The following is a 24,876-nucleotide window of genomic DNA, read 5'->3' as shown; positions in this document are numbered from 1 at the left end:
CGTCGTCAATCACGCCGCAGGCGAGCCTCTAGCTGATTCCTTGACAATCACGCCGCCAAAGGGCGCCTCCCAAGAACTCGGGGAGTAACCGGTGCGCAGCAGATGCAGGCGATGCGCGGACGGGTCGAGCTCAGCTACAGCCCGCTGTGCTACACCGAGCCAGGCAGTGCTTGCCTCCGGAAGCGCCACTTCGGGTTGCCCATCGCTGAGCGAGCGTTGTAAAAACGCCAAGTACTCCTGGGCTTCGCGGTGTCGCACCCACGCGGCGGCCTCGTTCGCGAACTTGCTTCGAAACGCGAGCAGTCGGCGCTCTTCCTCCGCTTCGCGCGCCCGAATCTTCGCGACCTCCTCCCACCGAAGGCGCTGCGCTTCGCGCTCTTCTCGTCGCGCTCGCATCGACCTAGCGGCTGCTACCAACCCGAGGATGACTTCCGTGAGTTTGTCGTCCAGCCGCGCACGCGAACCGTCTGACCAGGTCTTCCTGCCGTCGTAGTAACCGTCGATGGACACCTTGAGGTCGCCGGAAAACTCATACGTGTAGTCGCGATTCTTCAGAGAGGGATACCGAGGGTCTTGTGTGACGTGTTCCGTGCGCTTGAACTTCTCGTCGAGCGAAAAGGTCACTTTCTCGCCGTCGACCTCCACGCTGAGACGCCCGGCATCTTTGGCATGAACGAACTTTGCGTTCACCGCCGGCAGCGCGCGCTCGATGGCATCCAAGAGGCGCACGGCGCGCTCGACCGTCGCCCGACTCAAGCTGCACGACGCCAACTTCGGACCGCCGGAGAACACGAGTCCTGAGTCCGCAGTCTTCGTCTTCAGCAAGCTCACGAAGGTGGCGGCGGCAACCGGTGCGAGGTTGCTCAAGTCCTGCCTCACAACAATCTTCAAGTCCGGGAATTCCTCGGCAACGACCGCCGCACCTGTGGATGGCGGTGCGGGGGCCGTGCTGAGCGCCACCGTGGTTTCATTCGCTTCGGGCAGCGCCGGCCGCATCACGCCTTTGCCGTGAGCGACCTTGGTCCAATGACCAACCGGTGGGGTCGGGATGTTGTGGCGGCGGCAAAGCTTGGCGAGCCCGACATCGGTAAGTCCCCACTCCGCGGCGAGCCTGGTGAGGGGCGTCTCCCAGACGCGTCGGTAAAGGTCTTCGCGCGATATTTCCATGGCGTGGCTCCGCGAGCAAGGTCAGAGGTCGAGCGATTCGCGGCGCCCATTGGCCGCAGCTCGCTCAAGCGCTGCCCGTGAGTCTGCTGCCCGCGGGAATGCCGGGTATCCCAAGGATTGTTCGCCCGCCCTGCTCCTTCCAGCTCCCGGGGTGGGAGTTCCAAGCGATTCCTTGCGCAAACCCCGGTGCCCGCGCCTAGCGCCGACCGTCGGTGTAGGAGCTTTAGATGCGTCAGGGGACACACAGAGCGTCGGACCATCGCCCTAAACAGCCTGCGTTGCCGGGCGCGTGGGATGTTCGAGGGGGGCACGATGATTGCGTGGATAGCCCAACTCCCCTTGAGCTGCCCCATTTTGGGGCCATTCTCCTGTGACTTCCTTCCTTCTCCTGCCTGAAAATTGGCTAGCATGGCACGCGTTCATCGTCAAGGCTTAGAATGTGGTTGTCAGCCCTCCGCGAATACGAAAGTATTACGTTGATGTGCGGGAAAGTCCTACCGTGTGCGGGCGGCGCTGCCCGTACTGTGCGGTGAAATCACGGCGCTGCTAGTGAGGAGTGTCCAAATGCCTGAGGTTTACGACCTGCTGCCTGAAGAGCCCCCTCGTGCTGAGCCGGCCCGTGGGCAGACCTCGTCCGTTTCGATTTTGCGCATCGATGGGTTGGATGTTGCCTTGCTGCCTGAGCTCGAAGGCCTTGAGGCCGCAGCGTCTGACCTCGAAAAGCAGATGCGCGAAGACAAAGTTCCAAGCGGCGTGATTGTCTTCCCTCGAGACGCGGTCGTCAGAGACCTAGAGCCGACACCCGCCAAGCTGGCAGCACGCCAAATCGGGCTGCACAGGAGCAACTCGGAAAGCTTGAAAGCCGGGGCAGAGCAGTACATCAATTGGTACTGGACAAATCGTCGTGAAACGAGACGCGGGCTCATCTAGTCCCCCGCACAGCGCGCTCATAAAAAAAGCTTCGCTTCGGCGAACACCGCATATGGGAGGGTCGAATGCCGAACCAGGCACTCGCGTACCATCGTGTTTCTCCGAGGGTCTTTGACTTAACGAGTCTTCGAACGGGGAACGTTCGCGACCAGTTGCTGCGTGCCACGCTGCTCGCTCAGGGGCTTCTCGATGAAGGCATCCTTTCGTCCGCGTCAAAGTTGCTTGTCTTAGGCGGCGGAGCTGCTGGGATGACGGTCGCCATGACTGCGGCCGAAGGCGGTGTGAATGTGACGGTCATTGAGAAGGACGCAGCGCCATTTTCTACTCTGCTGCAAGCGTCCTTTCGTCGGGTGGACCCGACTGAATACGACTGGCCTCATGCGCACTGGACTAAGGGTGTGTTCCCATTCGGAATGCGCAGCGCTGTCCTTCCGCAGACCGTCGGTCCTGGCAGTGCCTTGGCGAACTCCTTCATGAAAGAATTCCAGGATTGGACGGCCCACCGTGCAGGGCAAATGGGCCGAGGGAAGGTGACCGTTCGACCGCCAGAGAACGCTGACCCCTTTTTTGCGGGAATTACTGACCTGAGTCCGAAAGCAGGTGTAGACGTTTCGGGACCCTGGAAGTCCGCAACCGACACGACCGAACGATTCGCTGTAGTGGTGCGCTGCTACGGGTTTGGCGACGAGTTGACGAGTGACTTTCCACCTCCGGGAAGTTGGGGCGGCTTCTCAGGTCACCGATTCTGGTTCGACAACGACAATCTCTCGGACGGTCATTTGCCGTTACCCAAGGTGTTGAACGGGGTCCTCATCTCCGGCGGGGGTGATGGCGCGATGCAGGACGTCCAGCGCGCACTCACAGGATGGTTCGGCAAAGAACTCTTCGAAAAGCTGGAAACGCGCGGGCGCGAGCTATCACCTACTTTCGATTTGCAACCCGAATGGTTGCGGGCCGACATTTTGGCTGCGGAGGACAAGGCGCGAAGAGCACATGCATGGAAGTCAAACAAGGGTGTGCCGGGGGAACTAGAAGCGTGGCACAAGGCCATCGAGGCAGCGGTGTCCAAGCTGGTTGCGTCGTGGAAAATGTCCCATAGCAACCTGCACGCGTTACTTCGGGCTGTGTTCCGCCCCGAAGTTATGGCAAAGCGCCTGCACGTCACGTGGGTAGTCAAAGAGGCGACTCCGGGATACGCCTACGCGCTCAACCGATTTCTGGTGCTACTGCTCGAGGAGCTTGTCACAGCCTCGAGGACGGTGACGGGCTGGCACATTCATCGCGGGTATGAAATCACGTCTATCAGGCCCCCGAACGGTCACAAGTGCAGCACGCCCGGCGCATGTTTTGGTTACTCTCATACCGTTCACCTCAAGGCGGCGTTTCCATCGATGTCGCCGGTCGCACCCAAAACGGCTGAACTGATTCTTATTCGTCACGGAATTTCTCCATCTGCGGCGCGGGGGCGTGCGCCCGTTCCCGAGCAGATGGTCCCCTTCGACTTGCCTTCCTGAGCTGCCGTGGCGCATCGAGCTTGTCTTGCGCGGCGTAGGCCGCGGTGAAGCGTATCGCTACAATGACTGCATCGCTTGGATTTCTGGCAGCTTTTCTGTCAATGGCGATGGGAAACGAGTGCGAACGAGTGCAAATTGACAGACGTTAGTTGCTGTTCACTTTCCTCTAAGTGCTTGATTTTGTTAGTAGTTGTGTGAGGAAAGCAGTTCACTGACACCCAGGATTGGCATTGAAAATCCGCGTGTCGGTGGTTCGATTCCGCCCCAGGCCACCAGAACAAGACCCGCAAGGGACAAAAAGCCCGCTATCAGATTGGTAGCGGGCTTTTTGTTTGGGTCATCAGCGCTGTAGATGGGACAACTCGCGGGTTCGGTCGAACCGGTCTGATATCGCCGCGCGTTGATCGGCAGAAACGATCTCCATCCATCCGATTGAGGGTGCAGTCCGAGGCTTCCATGCTCAACATCACGACTCCACATCCCGGCGGATGGCCCCACGCCATCGCGTCGGCAAGCATGGATCAATAGAAGCGTGTGGCTCGAGGGGGCCAAGTACTGCCAATGCCAACTGTCACTTCGGCGAGGCGGCGCACAACGAGGAGCGTGGACATGGCGCAGATGAAAAAGCGAAGCACCGTCCTGGGCGGCATCACCAACCTGTCGGTGCTGGCGCCGGTCAAGCAAGGCATGGTGATCGGGTTCGAGCCCATCAGCTATCTCGAACGATTGCGCAAGGTGCTCGATGCGCTGTTCTCGGCGCGGCAGAACGTGCGCGAGTCGGAACTGCTGCAGCCTGTGTTCCCGGATTCGGTGGGGCAGTTCGGCATCATCGACCACTTCCGCTACGCCATCGTGCCGCCCGTCCCCGAGTTGCCGGACGATCAGCAGCCCGACGGCGGCACCTGGCGCCTGTCGCTCAACGTGACCTTCGATGGCGGCTGGGAACCCTACATGCGGGTGATCTACCGCGATCTGGGCGCCTTGCTCGACCTGTTGTTCTGCCACTGCGACGGCTACCCCGGCTCCCTCACATCCACCTACGAGGACTACTGCGCCTGGGTGCGTCGCAACGAGGTGGCGGGCGGCACCTTCTATGCCGATTCGGTGATGCCGCTTGGCGATCAGGACTACCTGGCGGAGGTTGAAAGGGTACAGCGCGAAAAGGGCCATACGCCCGGTGCCGATGCGGCGATCGCCCGGGTGGCCCTGCCTTCGTCGGCGAAGGCGAAAGAATCGGCGCTGGAGCGGGCAGAGAAGGACGTCAAGGGCACGCTGGTGCTGCCATTGCGCACGCTCGCCGGTTTGTACCGGCTGTCGACTTACTTCCCGTCCGGCAACGGCGACAACGCCACGCTGCGCCGCTTTGCTCAATCGATCCTGCAGGGTTCCATCGAATTGAAGATGCGGCTGGACAAACGCAAGGACGGCGAGCGGAACTACAAGGAATGGGCCGAGGTCAACAAGGAACTGGAGCTGTACCGCGATCAGTTGGACTGGCTCGCGGGCAAGGCGCCCTCGATGGGTGCCGCGACCGTGCCCCCGCCCCCGCCGCCTCCCCCCGCCGTGCGCTACGACCCCACATTGCTCCAGGGTCACATCCTTGCCACCAACGAGCCTGTCACGCACGGCTGCGTGGTGCTGCTGCGCGTCTCGAACGCCGGCCACGCGTGCACCGCGCTCCAGGCCCTCGAGCCTCGCTGCGGCCCGCTGGTGCCCAACGGCATCGCCTTCATGATCGGCTTCACGCACGCAGGGCTGGCCGCGCTCGGCATCGCCGCCTCGCGCCTGAACGGCTTGCCGCAGGAGTTCGTCGAGGGCATGGAGGCGCGGTGCTCCTTGCTCGGCGACGTGCGCGCCAACCATCCAGACCGCTGGCGCCGGCCGTTGCGCTGGGGCATGGAGGCGACCGGGCGCCGGGTTGATATCAAGGCGGTGCACGTGCTCGTGCAAATGCGCCTGGCCGACCCGGCCAACGCGTCGGCCGACCTGCATCCGCTGCTGAAGGCAGAGGTGGATGCGCTGAATGCGACAGGCAGCGGTCTGCGTGTGCTGGCCGTGCAGCCGACCCGCAGCTACCGCAATGACAAGGGGGAGGTCACCGGTCACCTCAACTTTGTAGACGGCGTCAGCCAGCCGAAGATCTACACGGGAGCGCTGCCAGCCAATCCGCCGCTGGCGTTCGACGATCGTGTGAGGCCGGGGGAACTGTTGCTGGGTCACGCCACCGGCCGTGGCGATGCCGAGAACCCTGCGCTCGATCCCCTGAAGATGAATGGCACTTTCCTGGTGGTGCGCAAGATGCGCCAGAACATCGACACCCTGAACGCCGCGATGTCGAGGCTCGCGGACGACGCCGAGCGCGACGAACTGCAGACCCGGATGATGGGCCGCAACCGGGATGGTACGGCCCTGGTGCCGCTTCCCGCCGGTGCCGGGCCGAACGAATTCAACTACGACTCCGCGAGCGACAAGTGTCCGTTTCAGTCGCACGTCCGGCGAGCCAACCCGCGCGACGGGCGCTCGTACATGCCGCGCATCTTTCGCCGCGGCATGTCGTACGGGCCCAAGCTGCCGGAGCAGCCCGACGCGGAGCGCGGCTCGGTCTTCATGGCCTACTGCGCCAGCCTCTCGGAGCAGTTCGAGACCCTTCAGGGCTGGATCACAGGCGCCAACAGCAGCGGCGTGGGCTCGGCGCAGGCCGACCCGTTCCTGCGGGTGCCGCAAGTCGGCGAGAAGAACACCTTTCGCTACGTAGACGACAGAGGCAACGTGGTCCGCTTCGATTTCGATCACAAGCCGCTCGCGCATCTGGAATGGGGCCTCTATGTATTCGTGCCGTCGTTGCCGGTGTTGAAGACGCTGGCCGCCTACCATGCCGAGCTGCCGACCGCCGCTCCACGCCCGCGCGCGCCCGGCCCCACGCCGGCAGAAATCGAGGAGGCCGAGCGCGACGAGGTGCGCCAGCAGCTCGACGACCCGGATCGCGCGCCGAAGGCGTGGGAGCTGGTGCGCGGCGGCATCACGACGTCGCCACAGGACACGCCCTACGGCCACCTGCTCGGCACCTGCGACGAGGTCGTGGCGGCCATGAAGGACGATGGCACCCACTACTCGGTGGAGGGTTATGGCGACCGCATGACGGCGTCGATCGGCCTCAATCTGCTCGGCATGGACCCCGGACCGGCACGCGACAGCCAGTTGCCGCTCAACGACGCCATTCTGAACATCAGCGAACAGGCGGCCTACGAGCTGACGATGAAGGTCGTGAAGGGCGCACTCGCCAAATTCCCCGACCTGCCCTCGCCGATCGCGGATGACCTGGTGCGGCGGCCGATCGACCTGGTCTCGCTCGGAGACGGCGTGATGGCCAAGCTGTGCAGCATCTGGATCGGCCTGCCCGATCCGAAGGGCGCCCACATGGTCCCTGGCGGCCGGCTAGAGGTGGACGCGGGCACGCCGCGCTGTCCGGGCAACTTCGCCACGGCCTCGCGCTACATCTTCTCGCCGCAGCCACGCGACGACGTGAAGGCAGCGGGCAAGGAGCAGGGCAAATCGGTGCTGAAGGCCGTGAAGGACTGGCTGGCGGACAGCGGCCAACTGGGAACGCTGGCCATAGACATCAAAGCCCGCCTGGCACCATCCGCGACCGTCGACGACCTTGCCCTCAGCATCGCCGGTGTGCTGCTGGGTTTTCCGCCCACGGTCGAGGGCAACTTCATCCGCACGATGGAAACCTGGATCAAGGAGGAGACGCTTTGGCAGTTCCAGGACGCCCTGTTCGAGGCGACCGCCGGCGCCGACCCCACCTACGACGAGGCCAACGCCGCCTTGCGCAAGGCGTTGCTGGGCACCATGCGCAAGCGGCCGGTGCCGGAGATGCTGTGGCGCTGCCCCGTGGATGCCCATACCGGCATCGACAAGCAAGACAAGCACCGCGTCGTGCTGGGCATTGCTTCGGCGCTGACGGACCCTGCCGCGCCCGATGTCCTGATGTTCGGCCGCAACGGGCCCGACGAAACCAACGAAACGGTCCACGGCTGCCCCGGCTACCACATGGCCATGGGCGTGATGCTGGCCATGATCGCGGGACTGCTGAACGCCGGTGTGCTGCGGCCGACAGGGTCGCCGGTGCTGTTGATCCTCACGCCCAACAAGGCACCCGCACCCGCATAGGCTGCTATCGCGGATGGGCGGCAGTCAACGCCGCCTCGGGCGCCCTGGACTCGTCCCGTGCGTCCGCCTCGATCGAGGCCTGGAGCCGCCTCGCCTCCGCGAGGTGCCATGCCATGCCCATGTGCTCGAACGCAGCCATGGCCTCGACGAGCAAGGCATTGCACCGTTCGCCGCGGTGGAGCCAGGCGATCTCGGCAGTGCACAGTTGCGTCACCGCGACCTCATGCGCGGAGTCGCGCGTGCGCGCGATCTTCATGGCCTTGCCCAGGTAGTGCGGCACGCGCTCGGGCCGCTGCGCCGCGGCGGCGCGCGCCAGTGCGCGGTAGCTCATGGCTGTGCCGAGAAAGTCGCCGAGCCGGCCCCGAAGCAGTGCCCGTGCCGCATAGTGACGGGCCTCGTCGCGTCGCCCGAGGCGCATCATGCCCTCGGCCAGCCAGCCATGATTGAGGGAGCGGAACAAGCCGCTTCCGCGCGGGTCCAGCCAGGCCGTGACGTCGACGATGATCTGCAGCAGCTCGGGTCGGCGCGTCAGCATCCAATCGGCATAGGCGCTCATCGCGCGCGCCACCGACAACTGCGTCAGGCTGCGCGTGGCTTCGGCGATGCGGCCGGATTCGTCGGCGGCCTCGCGCGCCTCCACCCAACGCCCTTGCCAAAGCAGCACCGCGCTGCGCCAGCCATGCACCGAGGCGCCGATCACGTGCGTGACGCCCGCAATGCAGGCCCTCGCCTCATCGAAGCTCTGGTCGGCCTGGGCGAACAGCCCGCGGTCGCCCAGCAGGGCACCGCGACAGACCAGCGAGAAAGCCAGGCCGACATTGAGCTCTCGGCCATCGCGGTGCCGCTCCTTGACGGCGATCGCTTCGTCGAGCAGTTCGGCGGCGCGGTCGTACTGCGCGACCGCGCAATGGGCTTCCCCGAGCGCAGCGACGATCTGCACGGCCAGCTTCTCGTTTCCGGCCTCGCGGGCTTCGGCCAGCGCCTGTTCGCCCTGGGCGATGGACGCGCGCACGTCGCCGAGACTGTAGGTGCTGTAGGCGAGCCAATGGCGCGCGCGAGCGACCGTCGCGGCATCGCCGTAGCGCTCGGCGAGATCGACGGCGCGCTCATGCAAGGCCACTTCGCTGCGCACTGGATCGAAGACCGTCACGCGACCCAGGCTCTGCGCGATGGACACCCAGCGCAACGCCAGCGAAGGGCTTTGCGGCAACCGGTCGAGTGCCGCCAACGCCATGCGGTAGAGGGCGCGGGCGCGATCCAGCGCCGAGGCCTCCAGCGCCTTGTCGCCGGCAAGTTCGGCATAGTGCGCCGCTTGCCCGGCATCGCCGCCCGCGTCGAAGTGCAGCGCCAGGGACTCGATCGCCTCGTCCTCGGCGTCGTCCGTGCTTTGCCGCTGCATCGCCTCGGCAATGCGCAGGTGGAGTTCCTGCCGCAATGCGAGCCCCACCGACTCGTAGATGATGTCGCGCGTCAGGCCGTGCTTGAAGCGCAGCGTGCCGGCACGTTCGCCCGGAAAGATGAAGTCCTGTTCGGCCAGGCCCAGTTGCATGGGACCGTCCGCGCGCTGCCCCGAGATGCGTTCGAGCAGCCAGGCCGGAATCACGTTGCCGATCACCGCGGCCACCCGAACAAGCTCGATTTGCGCCGGGGGCAGGTGCTGCACGCGCGATTCGACGAGGCGGTTCAGCCAGCCCGCGCCGCCCTGGACCCGGCCCAGGCTTCGCCCGGCATCGCCGCGCGCGGCCGAGTGACACAGTTCCTCGAGAAACAGCGGATTGCCGTTGGCATGGCGGCAGATCTCCTCCGCGACGAAGGGGTCGGCCCGAGGCAGCCAGGCGGCGATGACCTGCAGGGATTCGGCATCGCTCAGGGGCATCAACGTGAGCGTGTGGTCTGCCGCCGTGGGAGCGTCGCTGGCGGCGACGACGCGTGTGGACAGCACGATCAGCAACCTTCCCCCCGAGCGTTTGCGCAGCGCCACGAGCACCTGGTGCGATGCATCGTCGGCCCACTGCCAGTCGTCGACGAAGAGGAGCAGAGGTTGCTGCTCGGCCATTCGCGCGAACAGCGCCGCGTAGCTGTCGGGCGTATTGGGCGGCGCCTCGCCGGCCACCGATTGCACCATGTGGTGAAAGGGCTGCAGCGGCTCGGCACCCAGTTCGCTCTCGCAATAGCCGCGCAGCACCGTGCAGCCGCGCTGCACCACGCGACGGAGGAAGTGCTCGACCAGCCGGGTCTTGCCCAGGCCGGGTGGGCCCGCGACCGCCACCGACCGGACCCGTCCGGCCGTGGCGTCGTCCATCGCGCGCTCCAGGAGCGCGAGTTCGGCGCGACGCCCGACGAAGGCGGTCGCACCATGGCGCGCGGTGGCGGCAAGGCTTTCGGCCACGCTGGCGCGCGCATCGACGCGGTAGACCAGGACAGGCGCGGCGCGACCCTTGATCTTCAGCAGTTGCGGCGGACCCGTCACGAAGAATCGACTGGCCGGACCGAGCGTCTCTTCGCTGACCAGGATCTCGTGCGGGCCCGCGGCGTCCGACAGCCGGGCCGCGACATTGGGAACAGGCCCCAGCAGCTCGAAGCGGCCCAACTCGACGTCGCCGGTACTCAACAGCGTCAGTCCTGCATGAATGCCCGTGTGCAGGCACAGCGTGCGGCCCGCCGGAAGCACGGAGCGCAATTCCCGGATCTGCTGGTGCATCTCGAGGGCCGCCGCGACCGCGCCGCGTCCGTCATCCTCCCGCGTCACCGGGTAGCCGAACATCGCCAGCAAGCCGTCGCCTTGCACGCGCACGACCATCCCGCCGTGCAGCGAGATGGTGTCCCGGTAGATTTTTCGCAGCGCCCCGAGCACGGCCGCGTAGTGCTCGGTCTCCATGATCTCTGCCAGCTCGGTCGACTGGGAAAGGTCGGCAAAGAGCAAGGTCAGATAGCGCCTGCCCAGTTGGATGCCAGCCGATCCACCACGCGACTCCTCGATCATTGAAACCCCTCGGCTCGGCGCGGAAGTCGCATCGTGTCGACCACCCGAAGCATTGTTATGGAAGCAAGCGCCTGGCGGAGACTCTCCGCGAGTCAACAGGCCGCCGCATTCTGCGCTCCGCCCTTGACTGGCAAGCGTCGATGTAATGCGAATGTAGTGGATTTCCGAAAATTTGCGGCGCGATGGAGCGCCGCCAGGCCCGCAAAAAAAAAGCGCCCGGTGGGCGCTTTTCATCGACGAGATCAAAGGATCAGAAGACGACCTTGTCGCCGATCTTGATGTCCTTGAACCAGGCTTTCTTGGCCGTGAGATTCTTGCTGCTGCCCAGCATGAGCATGACCGCCGGCGTCGTCGTGGCAAGAGGAACTTTCGCGTCCGGGTTCGGCCAGTTGTAGATGCAGGCGTTCGGATAGGCCTGGATGAGGGCCTGGAGGGACCCACCGGTCGCCGTCTTGTTCGGCATCAGCACGACCGTCGTGCCGTCGGTGGCGTAGATCGCGTTGTCCCAGTGCGACGACTTCCAGGCCTTGCTGCCCGCCGAGATATCGGCGGTGTAGGTGTAGTAGCCGTCGGCATCGGGGCCCGTCGGACTCATGTCACTCAGGTTGGTGATCAGATTCGCCCAGCCGGTGCCATTGCATTCCTTGCTGATGGAATAGTTGACGTACGGAAAGCCGGCGCCAGTGTTCGGACCGGTGCCGTCGTCCTTCGACTTGAAGCTGAATCCTGCAAACTCCGACAGCTTCACCCCATGGAGGATCTCCGTGCCGAGGATGGCCCGGTTGCCGGTAATCCCCGTGTGATAGCTCTTCGTCGCGGCCAGCGATGTGCTGGCGAGCGTTTCGAGAACAAGGGCGTTGGCGCCCGGGTCGAGCCCGACCAGGCTGTTGTTGTCCGAGAAATCCATCGTGCAGGCCGGCAGCTGGGTGCCGTCGGTGGAGCAATCGGCGTCTCGCCAGGTGGCAAGGGCGACGGTCACCGTCACGCTCGCCGGCGCGCTGTCCGCCTTGCCGTCGTTCACGATGAGGCTGAACACATAGTTGCCCGGCACGTCGGCGGTGAATTCGGGCTTCGCGACATTCGGTGAAGCGAGGGTGGCCGCGCTCGTGGCCGGCTTGCTTGCCAGCGTCCACTGGTAGGTGAGGGCGTCGCTGTCGGCGTCCGAGCTGGCGCTACCGTCGAGCTTGAACAACTTGCCGGTGATCGTGCTTTGCGCGGTGCCTGCATTGCTCACAGGCGTCTTGTTGTTGTTGCTGTTGTCGGTCGAGGGACCAGGTTCAGGTGCCGGCGCCGGCGCCGGCGCTTGCGATTGCGAAACCGGGGGAGCGACCGGCGCTTGCGTCGCCGGGGCTGGTGCGAAGGCAGGATAGGAACCCGAACCACCACCGCCACATGCGGTAAGGGCCAGGGCTGCCGCAGTTGCGGCGATCGTGTGGATCAGGGGTTTGGGGCAAGGTGCCAGGGGGGGTCTCATCGGGGACGAACTATGTTACAAAAAGTACTAATTGTAATTATTTCGTCCGTATTTCGGTCTATCTCCCTATGTTCCGGTCTGTGACTTAGTTGTTGAGAATGCTCTCAAAATGACGCAATCCGCAGCAGGCGCGCAAGACGGGGAGGGCGGGGACTGCGCGAACGCGCAGGAAGAGACTCGAACTCCGGTGAAATCCGGTGAAATCACCGAGGCAGGGCTTCGACGACGGCGAAGCCGCCGGCCTCGATCACGGCCGCAGCCTGCAATCTTGCCGGCTCCAGGAGCAATTCGAACGCCTCGCGCGTCCGCTCGCGCCCACCCGGCGCCACCAGCATGTTCAGGTCCGAGAACTTTGCATCGCGCCCCTCGTTGGGCGGCGCGATGATTCGCTCGACCAGCAGCACGCGCCCATCGGCCGCCATCGCCTTGCGCACCACCGTGAGGATGCGAACCGCTTCGACGTCGTCCCAGTCGTGGATCACCGCGCGCAGCACATAGGCATCCGCGCCTTCAGGCACCGCTTCGAAGAAGCTGCCACCCTCGATCCGGCATCGGTCGGCGACACCCGCACGTTCCATGAAGGCACTCGCTGCCGCCACGACGTGCGGTTGATCGAACAGGATGCCTTCGAGCCCGGGATGCGCCCTCAATATGGCCGCCAGCAGCGCCCCTGTCCCTCCGCCCACATCGACGACCGTGCGAAAGCGCCCGAAGTCATAGGCAGCCAGCAGGGCGGCACTCGCCTGACGCGAGAGCGCCGTCATCGCGCCATCGAAAAGCGCGCTTTCTTCGGGCCGTATCGCACGGTAGCTCCACACATCGGCGCCATGAACGTGGCGAAACGCGTTCTCGCCCGTGCGGACGCTGTGCAGCAGCCCGGTCCACGCCTGCCAGTAGCCTTCGCTGCCGATGAATGCCGCCCAGCCCGCCATCGACCCGGCGACGTCCGATCGAAGTTGCTGCCCGAGCGGCGCGAGTTCGAACACGTGGCCATTGCCTTCGCGCAGGATCTCGATGCCCGCGAGCGCCCGCAGCAGCCGATACAGGGTGGGCGCATGCGTGCCGGTGTCGGCAGCCAGTTCGTCGACGGTACGGCTGCGGTCCCCCAGCAGGTCCGCGATGCCGAGCCTCGCGGCAACGTGAATCGCCTGGGACACCTGGTAACCGTCGATCAGACGGCGGAGGGTGATCGCCGGATTCGAATCGCTTGGCATGGCGTGTCCTCGCATCGCGTGGGATCGGTCGAGCATTGTGAACCTCGCGGGGCCATTCGCGACGCTGGCCGCAGGGCTGGAACTTGGGCAAGATGGCGCCTCCCTCGACTTGGTGCCGCCCCATGCGTACTTCCTACTTGTGTATTGGCCCCGTTGCGATCGCCTTGTTCTGCGCCACGCCGGCTTTCGCCCAGCCGGCGCCCACGAAGACCGACGCCGATTGCTACGCGCAGCAGGCCGCGCTGGAAAAGGACATGCGCGCGGCCCGCTCCAGGGGCCAGATGCTGCGCCGTCGGCAGATCGAGGAGAACCTGCACGCCTTGCAAGCCCGTTGCGAGGAAGCCGCCAAGAAGGAGACGCACGAAGCCCGCGTCATGCGCCAGAAGAACACCGTCATGCAGCTTCGAATCGATCTCGACCGCGCCGAGGAAGACCTGCGCAACCTGCTAGCCGAAAAGAAGAAGTAGCCGCCCGTCTGCGAGCCTCCCCCGTACCGCACGGGCCCGCACCGCGCGAGCTGCCGCGGAACCGGCTCCGCCGGGCCGCCGGCAGCGCCCCCTGCAAGGGGGTAGGCGAAGCGGCACGAAGTGCGCGAAGCTGGGGGGTTCGCTAGAAGTCCACCAGCGCGAGCCCGATGTTGAATACTGTGCGCTTGCGGTTGTAGTCGATCAGCGTGTCCCCGTAGCCGTAGAAGAGCTGTGCCTGGAAGCGCAGGTTGCTCTTGACCGGGTCGCCGATCACCTTCAGCCATTCGAGCCGCACGGCCCCCTTGCCGCCGTGCGCCGAAATCGCGACCTGGTTCAAGCGGTCGACCTGCCAGGCGGCCCGGATGTCGGCATTGCCCAGGTATTTGGTGATGTCGGGGTTGTCGTCGTCGGCCCCGTTCTCGGAGATGCGCTTCCAGACGCGCGCGGTGACGACGAACGTGTCGCTCAGTTCCATGCCGCCCATCAGGTAGACGCGGTTCCAACTGCGCGAATAAGGCAGGTCCTGGCCGTTGGACTGGTGCGCCAGCCCGATGCCGGTGTAGCGCACGCGCCAGCCGCCCGGGAGCTGATAGTCGGTCGGATAGCTGTAGATGAGTTCCGGCTCGTGGTCGGTGGTGCGGAAAGGCCGGGAGAGGTCTTCGTTGAACACCTGCCAGGTGGACGCCTGCGAGTACGCGAACCAGAGGCCGTCCTTCTTGATCGGGTCGTCCCCGGTGAGCATCCCCTGCGCGAGCTTGGTACGCACCGACAGGCCGATGCGCATGTCCTGGGCCTGATAGGGCCGGTCGACGCCGTTGCGGCCGGGCGCCGGCGACATCGCAGTCTGGGGATCGTGCGCCGCGACGCCGAGGCCGACGCTGAGAGGGCGGTAGCCGCGAAAGCCGAAGGTGCCGCAACTGCTGCCGGCTTCGAGTTCCCAGAAGCGCGACAGATGCGAATACTGCCGGTCGCGGCACCCGTCCGTGGTGGCGACGGTGACCACGCGCGTGGCTGGTATCTCGGCGTTCACGGGCGGGAGGGTTTCGGCGAGCACCGGCGGCGCGGCCGGAACTGCTGCGGCGGGCAAGGTCTGCTGCTGCGCCCAGCGGTCGAAGCAGGCGAGCCGCGCTTCGCTGTTGGCGTTTCCGGCGAGCTTTTGGCACTGCTGCCAGGTCAGTTCCGATTCGGCCAGGGGGCTGGGCGGCTTGTCCACGGCCTGCGCCTGCGCGCCCGTGGCGGCGCCGATCCCGGTGAAAAGAGCGGTGAAGAAAAGAGTCTGTCTATTCATCGATCAGTTACCGAATTGCCAATCTTGCTCAGGACGAAGGGATGCGTGCTGTCGCTCGCGGCGTCCCGCCAGACGCCTTTCCACTCCTTGCCGCACGACGAAGCCTGCAATTCGCCGAGCCAGACGCCGCTGATGGCGCGGCCGTCGAGCGATTCGTCCAGGCTCAGCATGCCCTCGTCGTCGATATCGCCCGCCAGTTGGGCGACCGTGGCGGGGGTGCCATCGCCGCCTCGGGCGATTGTGCCGCGCACCCCGGCGTAGTCCGGATGTTGACTGAGCTTGACAATTGCAGCGCCCTTCTGTCCGTCGATGCGCGCTTCCCAGGTGCCGAACAGCGCTTGGAGCGGCACCTCGGTCCCGCGAGAGGGGCAGGTTGCCGCTGCCGGTGCCTCCGGCCCGCCCGGCGCCGCGGCGCAGGCGACGCAGACTGCGGCCAGGCAGGCCATGAGCGCGCACCTCATGGCGCCGAGGCGGCCGCTGCGGCAGCGGCGGCGTTGTCCTGCGCCTTCTTGGCAAACTCCGCGCGCAGCGCCTTGAGCTTCTCGCGCGGGTCCTCCTTCATGGTTTTCTTGTCGAGCGCCATTTCGGCGATGAAGCGGCTCGGCTGGGCCGCGACCATTTCGCGGCCTTTCTTGCGGCGCTTGGTCCAGCTCACGGCCAGGCTGCGCTGGGCGCGCGTGATCCCCACGTACATGAGCCGGCGTTCCTCCTGCAGCCGTTCCAGCGTGTTCTCGCTGACCTTTTCCTGCCGGCCTTCGTCGTCGTCGAGCTTGAAGGGGAGCAGGCCCTCGGTCACGCCGACGAGCATCACGTGCGGCCACTCCAGGCCCTTGGACGCGTGCAGCGTCGACAGCGTGACCACGTTCTGGTCCTGCTCGCGCTCGCTGATGGTGGACAGCAGCGAGATGGTCTGCGCGACTTCGAGCAGGCTCTTGCGCTCGTTCTCGACGGTGGCGCCCGACGCATCGTCGATCTGCCCGCCGCAGCGCTGCGACATCCAGTCGCAGAACTCCATGACGTTGGTCCACCGGCTCGCGGCGGCCTGCTCGCTGTCCTCGCCGTCGTAGAGGTGCTTCTCGTAGTCGATTTCCTTGAGCCACTCGGCCAGGAACGCACGCGCGTCCTCGGCGCCGATCGTGCGGCGGGCCCGGTATTCCAGGTCGTTGATGTATCGGCCGAACTCGTGCAGGCCTTCCAGCGCGCGCTTGGGCATCACGCTCGGTAGCGAGGGGCTGAACAGGGCCTCGAAGAGGCTGAGCTTGTACTGGCTCGCGAAAGTGCCGAGGCTGGCCAGGGTGGTGTGGCCGATGCCGCGCTTGGGCGTCGTCACGGCGCGCAGGAACGCCGGGTCGTCGTCGTTGTTGACCCACAGCCGGAACCAGCCGCACAGGTCCTTGATCTCGGCGCGGTCGAAGAAGCTCTGGCCGCCCGAGACCTTGTACGGGATCTGCGCCTTGCGCAGCGCCTGCTCGAACACGCGCGCCTGGTGGTTGGCGCGGTAGAGGATCGCGAAATCGCGGAACTCCTTGAACTGAGGGCCTTGCGAGGTCGCATCGCCGGCGCGCAGGCTCTGGATGCGCGCGACGGTGCGCTCGGCCTCGTGCGCCTCGTTGTCGGCGTCGACGATGCGCACCGGCTCGCCTTCGCCGAGTTCGCTGAACAGCGTCTTCGGAAACAGCTTGGGGTTGGGGCCGATCACGTTGTTGGCGGCGCGCAGGATGGCGCTCGTGCTGCGGTAGTTCTGCTCCAGCTTGATGACCTTGAGGTTCGGAAAGTCGATCGGCAGCTTGCGCAGGTTGTCGAGCGTGGCGCCGCGCCAGCCGTAGATCGACTGGTCATCGTCGCCCACGGCGGTGAAGCGGCCGCGTTCGCCGACCAGGGCCTTCAGCACCTCGTACTGGGTGGCGTTGGTGTCCTGGTATTCGTCGACCAGCACATGGCCCAGCGCGGCCTGCCATTTGCTGCGCACTTCGTCGAAGTCGCGCAGCAGCTTGAGCGGCATGCCGATCAGGTCGTCGAAGTCCACGCTCTGGTAGGCCACCAGGCGCTCTTCGTAGCGGGCCATGATGCGGGCGGTGATGCGCTCGTTGTCGTCGGTGGCCTGCGCTTCGGCCTGCGCGGCGTTCAGGCCCATGTTCTTCCACTTGCTGATGGTCCACTGCCAGATGCGCGCGGTGGCGGCGTCGGTGGTGCCGCCCGCATCCTTCAGGATCTTGGTCACGTCGTCGGCATCGAGAATGCTGAAGGCCGGCTTCAGGCCCAGCACGGCGCCGTCCTCGCGCATCATGCGCACGCCGAGCGCGTGGAAGGTGCAGACCACCACTTTCTTGGCATCGCGCCCGATCAGGCCCTTGGCCCGCTCGCGCATTTCGGACGCGGCCTTGTTCGTGAAGGTGATGGCGGCGATGCGCTGGGGCTCCAGTCCGGCCTGGATCAGGCGCGCGACCTTCTGGGTGATCACCCGGGTCTTGCCGGAGCCCGCGCCCGCGAGAACGAGACAGGGTCCGTGCATGTAGTTGACGGCTTCTTGCTGCGCTAGATTGAGACCGGAAGACATTGAATGGGGAGACAGGCGCAAAAGCGGGCAATGATACGGGGCACCTTGCGCCTGCCGAGGCCCGCCGATGTGCTAGGGCAGCGCCGAAGTCGATCGGTTCGTCGCTGTGGCGCGCCCAAGCACAATCGCCGCGTGCTCCAGATATTTCTTGTCACCGTCCCTTTCTTCGCGCTGATCGCCGCAGGCTATGCCGCCGCTCGCAGCGGCGTGCTGCCCCTGGCGGCGATTCCGGGGCTCAACGCCTTCGTGCTGTACTTCGCGCTGCCTTGCATGCTGTTCCGCTTCGGCGCGGGCGCGCCGATCGACCAGTTGCTGGATGGCGCCGTCGCGCTGATCTGGGGCGTCAGTGCGCTGATCGTCGTCGGGGCCACGGTGGCGCTGAGCCGCAACGAGCGCATCGGCTGGAACGACGCGGCCTTCGGCGCGCTGGTGGCGGCTTTTCCGAACACGGGCTTCATGGGCGTGCCCTTGCTGGTGGCGATCCTCGGCGCGCAGGCGGCCTCGCCGACGATCATCAGCATCGCGTTCGACATGATCGTGACGTCGTCGCTGTGCATCTTCCTGTCGCGCCTCGACGGCGCGGACGAGCATGGCGCAGCCAAGGCCGTGCGTCAGGCGCTGCGCGGCATCGTGCAGAACCCGATGCCCTGGGCCATCCTGCTGGGCGCTGCGGCGTCCGCGAGCCGGCTCTCGCTGCCGGGGCCGGTGGACCGCACGGTCTCGATGCTGGCCGAGGCCGCATCGCCGGTGGCCTTGTTCACCATCGGCGCGGTGCTGGCGCGCTCGGCCTTGCTGGCGCGCGAGCATCGCGCCAGCGCGGTGGTCGCCGAGGCCATGGGCGGCGCAACCCCGCCGACCCGGCAAGCGCCGTTGCGCGACGTGCTGCCGGTGGTCGCGATCAAGCTGGTGGCGCATCCCCTGGTGGTCTACGGCATCGCGATGGGAGCGATGGCGCTCGGGCTGCAGCTGGAGCGACAGGCCCTGGTCACCATCGTGCTGGTCGCCGCGCTGCCCAGCGCGAGCAATGTGTCGATGCTGGCCGAGCGCTTCGGTGCCGACAACGGGCGGGTGGCCCGCGTCATTCTGTGGACGACCGTCGCGGCCTTCTTCAGCTTTCCGCTGGCGGTGGGCTGGCTGCGGTAGCGCCGGGCGCTACGGCGTCAGCACGCCGAGCTTGTAAGGGTCGGCGTCCGACAGCAATTCGCAGCGGGACATGTCGCGGCCTTGCGTGCCGTCGCAATAGAAGGTGTTGTAGACGCGGCCGAAGAGCGTGGGGGTCGAGGTGAACAGCACGCCCTGGCTGGGCTGCCAGCGCTCCTTGAGGATTGGGGCTGGCATGGCAGCGGCTGGCGTCGCGGCCGCCACGGGTGCAGGGGGCTCGGCGGCTGCCGGGGCATCGTCCGCGGGCCCTGCGAACTCGGCCAGGGTCTTCAAGCCATCCTCTCCGCTCCAGCGGCTGACCAGATCGGCCGGCCGCGGCCGCTGCGATACCGGGATCAGCAGGCCGTTGACCTGGAATCCGCGCCCGAAGCGATGCTCCTTGCCCGCCAGGAAGGCGTAGGCGCAGGCGGCGTGGCACTGCCCCTTGGCTTCGGTGTTGACGCCCGTGGCCCGTATCGCCTGAGCGAACTCGCGTGCCACATCGGGCGTTCCGCCGAGCGAGTTCTCGAACACCACGGTCCGGACCTTGCCGCTGAACAGGTGCTCTTCGAACGCCTTGATGGCGGTGCCGTCCAGCATGCCGCTGACCACGAGGCGGCTGCCCTCGAGTTCCAGCTCGGCCGCATTCGCGCCCAACGCCATGCAGGCGAACGAAAGACTCCAGACGACCCCGAGCGACGTTTTCACTTTGTTTCCCCCTTATCGCGAGATTTCGGTGTAAATCCCGCCTTCTCGGAGATTGAACGGCGTGTCGGGCCGACGTCAACTGTTGTTTCAGAGTATTTCCTACAGCCGGTTCCCAGAAAGAAAGCGATAGTGCTAACTATTGCTTTTAGTTAGTGCTTAGGTTCACACAAGCGCTGATAAAGTGAATCCCTGAATCGGGAGAGTTGGCATGACGACATGGTTGCGCGGGGTCCTGTGGGTGGTTTGGCTCGCCAGCGCCTTCTGGCTTTGGCATGTGGGAGCCCTCGGCGTGGGAAGTGCGCTGGCGGTGGGGCTGCTGAGCCTTGTTCTTTTGATCTGGCCTGGCCCGGCAAGTCGACGACGGCGTTCGTCCCTCCAATACGTCGAGATGGGGAAGGCGCCCGTCAGCCTGCGCTGAGCCGCCGGCCAGCAGCGCTCAGATGCTGTGCGGGTCCACGTCGACCAGCCAGCGAATCACTCCCTTGCCTTCGGGCGCACGCCGGAGTTCGTGCAGCAGGGGCTGCCAGCCGGCGAGGACGCGCTGAAGCGCCGCGCGCGATGCGCTTTCAATCAACATCTGCGCCCGCTCCACATTCGCCACGCGCTGGATCGCCAGCGGAACGGCCGGATAGCGCGTGACCCGGTCGGCAGCCTCCAGCGCGTCGGCTGACACGCTCGCAGCGTTCAGGAAGGCCTGGGCCGCATCCTGGGTCCGGGCATCGGCGCGCAGCAGCGCCTGGAAGGCGAAGGGCGGCATGCCCGCAGCCGCACGATCGTCCAGCTCCTGTTGCGCGAAAGCCGGATAGTCATGCCGGCGCAGCGCCGCGAAAAGCGGGTGTTGCGGATGATGGGTCTGGATCCACATCTCCGCTGTAGCACCCTGCGATGACAGGTACGCCGCATCGCGGCCCGCGCGCCCGGCCGATTGCATGAGCAGGCTGAACAAACGCTCGGGCGCCCGGAAGTCGCTTGAAAACAGCGCCCCATCGGGGTTGATGGCCGCCACCAGCGTGATGCGCCGGAAATCGTGGCCCTTGGCGATCATCTGGGTGCCGACCAGCACGTCGACCTCGCCGGAATGCACGGCGGCAAGCTGGGATTCGAGCGCGCCCTGCTTGCGCGTGCTGTCCGCGTCGATGCGCGCGATACGAACCTCGCTGCCGTCCGGCCGCTTGACCGCGGCGAACAGCTCGCCCAGATGCTCTTCGAGCCGCTCGGTGCCTCGGCCGACCGGTGCGATGTCGAGGTTGCCGCAGGCCGGGCAGGCGCGCGGCACCCGCTCGGTGAACCCGCAGTGGTGGCAACGCAGCGTGCGGTCGATCTTGTGGAAGACCCGGTAGGCGCTGCAGTGCGGGCATTCGCTCTTCCAGCCGCAATCGCCGCAGGCCAGCACCGGCGCGTAGCCCCGGCGGTTCAGGAACACCATGCTCTGCTCGCCGCGGGCGATCCGCTGGCCGATCGCGTCCAGCAGTGCGCCCGACAGCACCGTCCGGGGCGGCTGCAGGTTCATGTCGACCAGCCGCACCGCCGGCAGCGTGCTCGCGCCAATGCGCGATGGCATCGCCAGCCGGATGTAGCGGCCTCCCGCATCCTCGCCTTGCGCCGGACGGCTCTGGTGCCAGCTCTCCAGCGACGGGGTGGCCGACCCGAGCATCACCTTGGCGCCTTCGCGCTGGCCGCGCCATACCGCGAGGTCGCGCGCCGAATAGCGTGCGCCTTCCTGTTGCTTGTAGCTCGGGTCGTGCTCCTCGTCGACCACGATCAGCTTCAGGCCCGGCATTGACGCGAACACGGCCATGCGCGTGCCGAGCACGATGCGCGCCGTGCCGCTGTGCGCCGCGAGCCAGCTGGCGAGTCGTTGCGGATTCGTCATGCCGCTGTGCAGCGACACCACCGCTGCGGCGCCGAAGCGGCCGTCGAAGCGCTCCTTGAAGCGCGCTTCGAGCTGTGGGGTGAGGTTGATCTCCGGCACCATCACCAGCGCCTGGGCGCTCGGGTCGCGCTCCAGCAATGCGGCGACGGCGCGCAGGTAGACCTCGGTCTTGCCGCTGCCCGTGCTGCCGAACAGCAGGAAAGGGCCGGGTTCCGCATCGAAGCGGGCCAGCGCCTGGATTTGCTCGTCGGTGAGCGCCACGGGGTGAGGGACCTCGCCCGTGGCCTCCGGCGTACCCGCAGCCGCCTGGCGCTTGAGCCGCCGGGCGAGTTGCACGGTCGTCAGGTCCCGAAGCTGCGGCGGCAGGGCGGCGAGCGCGATTTCCCCCAGCGAGCGCTGGTAATAGCGTGCCGCGAAGGCGACCAGATCGCGCCAGGCGTCACCCAGCGGCGGGAGCCCGTCCAGCAGCGCGCCTACGGGCTTGAGTTCGATGGCCGTCTCTGCCTCGTCCTCGTCCAGATGCACCGCCCAGACGACGCCCAGAACCTCGCGACGGCCCAGCGGCACCCGCACGAGGGCCCCGGGAAGCATCGGCACAACACTTGCGTAGCTAAGGACATCCCCTAATGCGCTGTGCGCGGGGGTCTGGACCGCGACGTCCACACGCCATTTCAAAGCTGACTCCCGCTACGGGCGTTTGTTAAAGCGACTTTGAGCAAAACGACCTAAGTTGTTGATTTGTCTGCGCTTTGCAGGCCATCCAGTTTTTCTGTGGATAACTTTGTTGATATCGGGGCTTGACTCGCCGCGAGCCCTTGAAAATCAAGGCTTCGGCTGGAATGCACGCAAAAAAAGCAAAGTTCGAAACCTATGTAAATCAATGACTTAGCTTCGCTATCGCTTTAGGAGCAGGGGTGCATGGGCAAAATATAGTTTTGCGCACCGCAACAGGGGTTTTGTGCATAAGTCAGTCCCTCCTCACGCTTTTCGTCCTTGACAAACGCCCGGGACTCGTTCTCGTTGCTTACAAGTGATAACAATACGCTCATGCACGCAGGGCGCGGGACTGGGCGTGCACCGCTGCAACGAGGGCAGCGACGTGCTCGGGCGGCGTGAACTGGCTGATGCCGTGGCCCAGGTTGAAGATGTGCGTCGGCCCGCTCGTGGCGCGATCGGTGTGCGGCCGGCCGAAGCTCTGCAGCACCTTCCCCACTTCGGCTTCGATCTGCGCGGGCTGTGCGAACAGGACGTTGGGATCGATATTTCCTTGCAGGGCCTTGCCGGACGGCCCCTCGCCCACGAGTGAACGCGCCTTGCCGAGGTTGACGGTCCAGTCCAATCCCAGCACTTCGCAGTCGAGCGCGCGCATGTCCTGCAGCCAGAGCCCGCCGCCCTTCGTGAACACGATGCGCGGTACCGGGAGCCCGTCGGCGCCTTCGCGCTTCAGTTGCGAGAGCACGCGCGCGGTGTAGGCGAGGCTGAATTCCTGGAAGGCGCCATCGGCCAGCACGCCGCCCCAGCTGTCGAACACCATCACGGCCTGCGCGCCGGCGTCGATCTGGGCATTGAGGTAGGCGGCGACCGAATCGGCATTCACGGCCAGCAACCGGTGCATCAGGTCCGGGCGGCTGTAGAGCAGCGTCTTGACCCGCCGGTAGTCGCTCGATCCGGCGCCTTCGACCATGTAGCAGGCGAGCGTCCAGGGACTGCCCGAAAACCCGATCAGCGGCACCCGGCCGTCCAGCGCGCGCCGGATCGACGCGACGGCGTCGAAGACGTAGCGGAGCTTGTCCATGTCGGGCACCGCCAGCGCGCCGACCGACGCCTCGTCGCGCACCGGTCGCGCAAAGCGGGGGCCTTCGCCGGCTTCGAACGAGAGGCCCAGGCCCATCGCGTCCGGCACGGTCAGGATGTCGGAGAACAGGATCGCTGCGTCCAGCGGGTAGCGCTCCAGCGGTTGCAGCGTCACCTCGGTCGCGTAGTCGGTGTTCGTGGCCAGGCCCATGAAGCTGCCGGCCTTGGCGCGCGTGGCCACGTATTCAGGCAGGTAGCGCCCGGCCTGGCGCATGAGCCAGACGGGGGTGTGGTCGGTGGCCTGACGCCAGCAGGCGCGCAGGAAGGTGTCGTTCTTCAGGGGGGCGAAAGGCATCCCGCGATTGTCGCAGGGCAGCCTTTCTCCCTCGCTAGAAGAGCCTGCTGTGCTCCACCATGATGCAGCGGTCCTGCACCACCTCTAGCCCCGCCGCGCGCGCCTTGGCGGCTGCGGCTTCATGGCGGATGCCGAGCTGCAGCCAGACAGCCGGCGCGCCGATGGCAATGGCTTCGTCGATCACGGGCGGCACGTCCTCGGCATTGCGGAACACGTCGATCAGGTCGATCTGCTCGACCTCGGCCGCCGCGGTGAGCGTCGGGTACGCCTTCTCGCCGAAGACTTCGCTGGCGTTCGGATTCACCGGAATGATCCGGTAGCCGGCCGACTTCATGTACTGGGCCACCCCGTGGCTCGTGCGGTGCGGTTTCGGTGACAGGCCGACGACCGCGATCGTGCGGGTCCGCTTCAGCAGGGGGGCGATTTCGGCGTTGAGGGCCGTGGGGTTGGCGGTGTTGTCCATGTGTCCCATGGTGGCCGGCCCATCGCGCAGCGCCAGCCGCCGGTGTCCTACGCGGGTAGGCCGGCGGCCGACAGGCTCAAGTCTTGTACTTGATCGAGCAGCCGTAGGGCCGGGTGGCGGCGGCGCTGATCGCCTTGCCGTCGAAGGCTTCGCCCAGCGCCTGGTTCACGTAGTTGGTGGCGGTCTTGATGTCCTCGGCGCGCGACGAGGGGATGCTGTCGATCCCGCCCGCATAGACCAGCGTTCCCTTGGGGTCGACGATGAAGATGTGCGGGGTGGTGCGCGCGCCGTAGGTCCGGCCGATCACGCCGTCCTCGTCCATGAGTACGGCCGTCGGGGCGGCGGACTGGTCCTTCATCCAGGCGTCGAGAGCTGGGGGCTTCAGATAGTCGCTGGCGGCGCGCTCGGTGGAGTTGATGGCGAGCCAGACCACGCCCTTTGCCGTGGCGGCTTTCTGGGTGGCGGGCATGTTGCCGCTGCCGTAGTGCTTGCGCACGAACGGGCAGCCCGGGTTGGTCCATTCGAGCACCACGAACTTACCGGCGAAATCGGAAAGACGGTGCTGCTTGCCGGCGGTGTCGACGCCGATGAAATCCGGCGCCGGCTGGCCAACGGCCGGTGCGGCGAGGGCTTGGGAATTGATCAGGAACGTGGCACCCAGTGCCACTGCGGCCGTCATGACCGCCCGGCGCGAAGCCCTGTCGAGCGCTGCGCGGGCATTGCGCGCAGCACGGTAGGAACGCGACTCGGAAGATGACGATGAAGACATGGTCGGC

At 66.0% G+C, this 24,876-nt stretch carries 17 protein-coding genes; 5 read left to right on the top strand and 12 right to left on the bottom strand.

Annotated features, from left to right (window positions below; translation table 11 throughout):
* Positions 1 to 9: 9 nt before the first annotated feature.
* Positions 10 to 1,167, bottom strand: coding sequence for a hypothetical protein (locus QTH97_RS27160; protein ID WP_286571637.1), 1,158 nt, complete (start codon positions 1,165 to 1,167; stop codon positions 10 to 12).
* A gap of 564 nt (positions 1,168 to 1,731) precedes the next feature.
* Here QTH97_RS27160 and QTH97_RS27155 point away from each other — a divergent pair.
* From QTH97_RS27155 to QTH97_RS27145, 3 genes are all read left to right on the top strand, one after another.
* Entirely contained in the window at positions 1,732 to 2,097 is a 366-nt protein-coding gene (locus QTH97_RS27155) for a hypothetical protein (protein ID WP_286571636.1), read from the top strand.
* 65 nt (positions 2,098 to 2,162) lie between these two features.
* Positions 2,163 to 3,611 (top strand): FAD-binding protein, encoded by a 1,449-nt coding sequence (locus QTH97_RS27150; protein WP_286571635.1) that lies wholly within the window; start codon positions 2,163 to 2,165, stop codon positions 3,609 to 3,611.
* A gap of 609 nt (positions 3,612 to 4,220) precedes the next feature.
* A complete protein-coding gene (locus QTH97_RS27145) occupies positions 4,221 to 7,784 on the top strand; it encodes a Dyp-type peroxidase domain-containing protein (protein WP_286571634.1) in 3,564 nt (1,187 codons plus the stop codon).
* A gap of 4 nt (positions 7,785 to 7,788) precedes the next feature.
* Here QTH97_RS27145 and QTH97_RS27140 read toward each other — a convergent pair whose 3' ends face one another.
* The 3 genes from QTH97_RS27140 to QTH97_RS27130 form a co-directional block, all read right to left on the bottom strand.
* Positions 7,789 to 10,767: an ATP-binding protein gene (locus QTH97_RS27140; RefSeq protein WP_286571633.1), complete on the bottom strand. Its 2,979-nt coding sequence runs from the start codon at positions 10,765 to 10,767 to the stop codon at positions 7,789 to 7,791.
* Positions 10,768 to 11,017: 250 nt separating this feature from the next.
* Positions 11,018 to 12,001, bottom strand: a complete 984-nt coding sequence (locus QTH97_RS27135) for a PKD domain-containing protein (RefSeq protein ID WP_286571632.1) — start codon at positions 11,999 to 12,001, stop codon at positions 11,018 to 11,020.
* Between the two features lie 443 nt (positions 12,002 to 12,444).
* Positions 12,445 to 13,455 (bottom strand): methyltransferase, encoded by a 1,011-nt coding sequence (locus QTH97_RS27130; RefSeq protein WP_286571631.1) that lies wholly within the window; start codon positions 13,453 to 13,455, stop codon positions 12,445 to 12,447.
* A gap of 122 nt (positions 13,456 to 13,577) precedes the next feature.
* Here QTH97_RS27130 and QTH97_RS27125 point away from each other — a divergent pair, with 122 nt between their 5' ends.
* Positions 13,578 to 13,922: a DUF1090 family protein gene (locus QTH97_RS27125; RefSeq protein WP_286571630.1), complete on the top strand. Its 345-nt coding sequence runs from the start codon at positions 13,578 to 13,580 to the stop codon at positions 13,920 to 13,922.
* 142 nt (positions 13,923 to 14,064) lie between these two features.
* On the opposite strand, the gene QTH97_RS27120 is transcribed toward QTH97_RS27125, so the two are convergent.
* The 3 genes from QTH97_RS27120 to QTH97_RS27110 are packed head-to-tail and all read right to left on the bottom strand — an operon-like array spanning position 14,065 to position 17,767.
* Entirely contained in the window at positions 14,065 to 15,210 is a 1,146-nt protein-coding gene (locus QTH97_RS27120) for a phospholipase A (RefSeq protein ID WP_286571629.1), read from the bottom strand.
* Entirely contained in the window at positions 15,207 to 15,656 is a 450-nt protein-coding gene (locus QTH97_RS27115) for a hypothetical protein (protein ID WP_286571628.1), read from the bottom strand. Before QTH97_RS27115 ends, QTH97_RS27120 begins: the two co-directional genes overlap by 4 nt.
* Before the next feature lie 11 nt (positions 15,657 to 15,667).
* Entirely contained in the window at positions 15,668 to 17,767 is a 2,100-nt protein-coding gene (locus QTH97_RS27110) for an ATP-dependent helicase (protein ID WP_286571627.1), read from the bottom strand.
* A gap of 132 nt (positions 17,768 to 17,899) precedes the next feature.
* Between QTH97_RS27110 and QTH97_RS27105 the strand changes: the two genes are divergently transcribed.
* Positions 17,900 to 18,910, top strand: a complete 1,011-nt coding sequence (locus tag QTH97_RS27105; protein WP_286571626.1) for an AEC family transporter — start codon at positions 17,900 to 17,902, stop codon at positions 18,908 to 18,910.
* A gap of 9 nt (positions 18,911 to 18,919) precedes the next feature.
* On the opposite strand, the gene QTH97_RS27100 is transcribed toward QTH97_RS27105, so the two are convergent.
* The 5 genes from QTH97_RS27100 to QTH97_RS27080 all read right to left on the bottom strand — a co-directional run bounded on the left by QTH97_RS27100 (position 18,920) and on the right by QTH97_RS27080 (position 24,869).
* A complete protein-coding gene (locus QTH97_RS27100) occupies positions 18,920 to 19,615 on the bottom strand; it encodes a hypothetical protein (RefSeq protein ID WP_286571624.1) in 696 nt (231 codons plus the stop codon).
* A 436-nt stretch (positions 19,616 to 20,051) separates the two neighbouring features.
* Entirely contained in the window at positions 20,052 to 22,163 is a 2,112-nt protein-coding gene (priA, locus tag QTH97_RS27095) for a replication restart helicase PriA (protein WP_286571623.1), read from the bottom strand.
* Positions 22,164 to 22,533: 370 nt separating this feature from the next.
* Positions 22,534 to 23,637: a uroporphyrinogen decarboxylase gene (gene hemE, locus QTH97_RS27090; protein ID WP_286571622.1), complete on the bottom strand. Its 1,104-nt coding sequence runs from the start codon at positions 23,635 to 23,637 to the stop codon at positions 22,534 to 22,536.
* 34 nt (positions 23,638 to 23,671) lie between these two features.
* Positions 23,672 to 24,100 (bottom strand): CoA-binding protein, encoded by a 429-nt coding sequence (locus QTH97_RS27085; RefSeq protein ID WP_286571621.1) that lies wholly within the window; start codon positions 24,098 to 24,100, stop codon positions 23,672 to 23,674.
* 76 nt (positions 24,101 to 24,176) lie between these two features.
* Positions 24,177 to 24,869 carry a redoxin domain-containing protein gene (locus tag QTH97_RS27080; protein ID WP_286571620.1) on the bottom strand — a complete coding sequence of 231 codons (693 nt, stop codon included), beginning with the start codon at positions 24,867 to 24,869 and terminating at the stop codon, positions 24,177 to 24,179.
* Positions 24,870 to 24,876: the final 7 nt, after the last annotated feature.

Origin of the sequence: Variovorax gracilis (genome assembly GCF_030317115.1) — a bacterium.
GTDB lineage: Bacteria > Pseudomonadota > Gammaproteobacteria > Burkholderiales > Burkholderiaceae_C > Variovorax > Variovorax gracilis.
This window is presented reverse-complemented; position numbering and strand designations above follow the sequence as displayed.